The sequence below is a fragment of the Paenibacillus sp. 1-18 genome, assembly GCF_000520755.1.
Classification (GTDB): domain Bacteria; phylum Bacillota; class Bacilli; order Paenibacillales; family Paenibacillaceae; genus Paenibacillus; species Paenibacillus brasilensis.
In genome coordinates this window covers 1-3,704 of the sequence record NZ_ASSB01000099.1, presented here as the reverse complement: position 1 = coordinate 3,704, position 3,704 = coordinate 1, and the positions used below count along the sequence as shown (strand labels likewise).

4 protein-coding genes and 3 pseudogenes are annotated in these 3,704 nt (G+C 38.3%); 3 read left to right on the top strand and 4 right to left on the bottom strand.

What is annotated here, in order from left to right; all coding sequences use genetic code 11:
* On the top strand, window positions 1–340 hold a 340-nt coding region (locus L693_RS28960), incomplete at its 5' end, for a transposase (protein ID WP_081752098.1).
* Window positions 341–550: 210 nt separating this feature from the next.
* Here the strand turns inward: L693_RS28960 and L693_RS32340 are convergent.
* The 3 genes and pseudogenes from L693_RS32340 to L693_RS0106815 all read right to left on the bottom strand — a co-directional run bounded on the left by L693_RS32340 (window position 551) and on the right by L693_RS0106815 (window position 1,466).
* Window positions 551–795: pseudogene (locus L693_RS32340) on the bottom strand (cysteine peptidase family C39 domain-containing protein).
* A 58-nt stretch (window positions 796–853) separates the two neighbouring features.
* Window positions 854–1,162 carry a hypothetical protein gene (locus tag L693_RS32335; protein WP_025716626.1) on the bottom strand — a complete coding sequence of 103 codons (309 nt, stop codon included), beginning with the start codon at window positions 1,160–1,162 and terminating at the stop codon, window positions 854–856.
* Window positions 1,155–1,466, bottom strand: a complete 312-nt coding sequence (locus L693_RS0106815) for a hypothetical protein (protein WP_025716625.1) — start codon at window positions 1,464–1,466, stop codon at window positions 1,155–1,157. Before L693_RS0106815 ends, L693_RS32335 begins: the two co-directional genes overlap by 8 nt.
* Between L693_RS0106815 and L693_RS0106810 the strand changes: the two are divergent.
* A pseudogene (locus L693_RS0106810) lies at window positions 1,453–1,945 on the top strand (IS630 family transposase); the annotation flags it as partial. The gene L693_RS0106815 and the pseudogene L693_RS0106810 sit on opposite strands and share 14 nt — an antisense overlap.
* 89 nt (window positions 1,946–2,034) lie before the next feature.
* Here L693_RS0106810 and L693_RS0106805 read toward each other — a convergent pair.
* Window positions 2,035–2,646 (bottom strand): annotated as a pseudogene (locus L693_RS0106805) (ABC transporter permease); the annotation flags it as partial.
* A gap of 214 nt (window positions 2,647–2,860) precedes the next feature.
* On the opposite strand from L693_RS0106805, the gene L693_RS0106800 reads away from it, so the two are divergent.
* On the top strand, window positions 2,861–3,298 hold the full coding sequence (locus tag L693_RS0106800; protein ID WP_025716624.1) for a hypothetical protein: 438 nt from the start codon (window positions 2,861–2,863) through the stop codon (window positions 3,296–3,298).
* Window positions 3,299–3,704: the final 406 nt, after the last annotated feature.

The window sequence follows — 3,704 nt, the reverse complement described above, 5'->3', positions numbered from 1 at the left end:
CGAATTGACGCCAGGACAAGACCACGATTCGGTCACAGGCTATCGTTTTCTTCATGAACTGGACGTTTGCCCGGGAGAAGTGTTAGCGGATCGCGCCTACGATACTAATGCCATTTTGGAGCTTTTGCAAAGCCGAGCTATTACTCCGGTGATCCCATGCAAACGGAATCGGCGGGTAAAGCGTCCGCTAGATTCGGAGACGTATAAAGAGCGACACTTAGTTGAATGCTTTTTCAACAAAGTTAAAAACTATCGACGCCTGGCTACTCGCTATGAAAAAACAGCAAACATGTTCATGACTTTTTTGACGCTACTTTCTATTCGTTTATGGCTTAAATAGGTTTGCGTACAGGCCCTAAAAGAATAATAAAAAGCGATGATAAGAAATAAAACTATAACTAACTTTCTATAATTTTCAATATTATTATAGTTATCAATTAGTTGCTTCATATAAATGGGAATATATAGTGTTAATATTTGCATCAAAAAGGAAAACACTATTGTCCATATAAGTGCTTTTCTATTTTCCTTTATTATATTCATTAAGCTCTTATTTTTTTTCCGTTTCTTCTTTTCTTTTTTTTTTTTCGACAATAGAACAAATGATAACATTTGAAAATGATCTTTCAAATTCCTCAGTCGGTATCCTCAGTTTCCCTTTGGCAGGATCGACGATTACTACTTTTTTATTTTTAAACTTTTCTACTATTACAAAATGGTAAATCCGCCTGTTAGAACCCCATATATTTCACGAAGCTCAGTCAGTGATATCCCTTGGACAAAGTAATCAATCATCATAGCCACACATGCAAGACCACATTCTGAATGTTCGTAACTTGCAATAAAATTAATTTTACTCATGATTCTTTCCTTTTTTAAAATAAATAAAAAGTGCTAACCCACTAATAAATACAGAATACAAATTAATCAGTTCCGTGTTCTTATAAAATATAGTAATAAACTCTAAAATAACTCCCAGAACCAAACTTCCCATAAAAATATAATCATATTTTGTTATTTTTGAATTGTACAAAAATAATAGATAACTCAGTATTCCATAAATTAATCCTTGCGATTCACTATTTGTAAATAAAGTAGATACCGAGATTAAAAAAAATAAGATTAATATTGTAACAACAAATTTTTTATTTAATTTAACCACTTGCCTCTACTCCTTTCTTTAGCAATTCATCAATATAATCCTGAAAATTCTCACAATTTATCATACCTGACTTAACCCAATACTCAGTTTCACCAGTACTTCGATCCATATTTAATAGCATCATTTGATTTTTACGGTACCTATCAAAAAGACTTTCATTAAACTTATTTGAATTTATTTTGCTCTCCCAGTTCTTTATAGTTTTAGTTACAAGAAGGGGGAGCTCTTTCTCAACATCTTCTAATAATACTATTTCAGAATCTGTTTCTAGACCATCGGGAATAAAATTCGTCAGCTTCACCATAGCAACCTATACGCTGGCCAATGCCGACGAGGAGGCGCAGGCTTATTTTCGCAAGCATACTTTCGCACAACTTAAGAAGCAGGTGGAAGCTGAAGAGATCGATCATCTGGCTGTTTGAAGACGAATCCATGATTCGTTCCTATCAAGCGCTTCAATACAACTGGTTTCCGCGCAGAAAGCAACGCCAAGTGCCAACGTACGGCAAACATGAAAGCGCCAAGTTATTTGGAGCGATCAACTACGAAACCGGACAGGTGCATCACCGTGAAGAAGAAAAGGCTGATGTGGAGGCCTTTATTCGCTTCCTCCAAGATCTTCTGGCGGCGTACCCTATCGGGAAGATGGCTATGATTCTGGACAACAGCCGGATTCATCATGCCACGGGGTTGCAGCCTTTTTTAAAGGAGCATCCGCGTCTGCAACTCGTCTTTCTGCCGCCTTACAGTCCAAACCTGAATCCGGTCGAAAGATTATGGTTGTGACTCAAATCCGATGTGGTCAACAACGTCTTTTTTGAGAAGTTTTATAACTCAACTATAATGGTTACTAACAAATATTTTTAAAAAATCTAAATTTTATACGCCTTTATGGCCTTTCTTAGCTCTTTGAATGTAGGGCGTTTGCCGTACATTAAGACGCCAGTACGGTAGATTTTGGCGGCTAACCAGCCGAAGAACAGAATAGATGCAACCAGAATAGCAAGGGACACCCAGATTTCCAGCAGGGTCGTCCGTTCCAGACCAATTCGCAGCAACATGACGGTCGGCGAGAAAAATGGGATGTACCCGGCAACCTTGACGAACATCGTGTCAGGTGCGGCGATGTTGAAGATGCCGATATAAAAGGCCGCCAGTGACAGTACAGTAATCGGCATAATCGCCTGACCCAACTCTTCCGTACGACTAACAATAGAGCCGACAGCGGCGAACAATACCGCGTACAGGAAGTAACCGAGGATGTAGAAAACCAGGCCATAGCTAAGCACTGAGGTATTCAACTGCGACAAATCCAGCCCGGCCGAGCTGAGGATAACGCTGTTATGCGGCAGCATGAGGTTCGTACTCACCACAGCGGCAAAAACAGCAATTTGCAGCAGGCCCACCAGAAAGATACCAATGATCTTCCCAAACATCTGGGTCAATGGCGATACACTCGTGATGAGAATTTCCATGATGCGTGAGCAGGGGTTCAAGGATATTCCATTCTTCATCCGTTAACTCATATCTTCGTCTCATATTCCTTATTCTACTAGATTTTTACGAGTTGTACAGTTTGCGTACAGACCCTGTATAGAAAAAAGGAATATTTTTTCTTTTTATAAAAAACTATTCCTTTTTTGTAAATATTGTTATATGTTAAGTAGGTAACAAAAACCATTATTTGGAGGGATTTCTTTGAAAAAGAAAAGTATTGCGTTGTTTGCTCTATCAGTAGCCCTATTTTCTGTTCCAGTTGTATCTGTTGCAAATGCTGAGGTAACTAATTCTAATATTGCTGTTAGTGAGTCAGCTACTTCACAACCCGAAGTAGTTAAAGCCTACATAACTACAGACAGTGGTTTGGAAGAAATCTCGTTAAATGAGTATCAAAAACTTCTTTCTCAAGAACAGCCACAGACAGTCACAGCTCAAGTTTATGATAGCGGAAATAAGATTAGTCCAATGGCTGATACTGGTCTTGATTTTGTTTCTAAGCGTAAATTAATTCAGTCCGTATATTATCCTAGCCGATTACAAGTAGATCAGAAAAGCGATGTAACTGACTATATTAAAAATAAAAGTAAAACTACCACAGTAACCCAAATGGTATCTTGGCAAAAAAGTTTTACGTGAAGTGCGAATATAACCTTTTCTATTAAATGGTCTGACGCAATAACTCAAGTGCTAGGAGGTGGCTGGTCAACTACTGATTCCTATACTTATTCTAGTTCTCTAACTGTTAAGCCTGGTTATCAAGCAAAACTGCAATTTACCCCTCTTTATAAAGTAGTTACAGGAGACCTAGTTGGTTATAATTATGTGGATACGGTATTAGAGCGCATCCGCAATGTTACCATCAAAACCCCTGTTAAACTTGTGGGTGGTAAAGTACAAGGTGTAATCACTGTAGTAGAAACAAAGCTATAGTAATTAATTGATAATGTAAAAGAAGAAGGCCTAGTCCTTCTTCTCAGGCTGTCGAGAAAGTCTCGACAGCCTATTGTATGTTGATTTTGTTTAAGACGACACCGCGTTAATG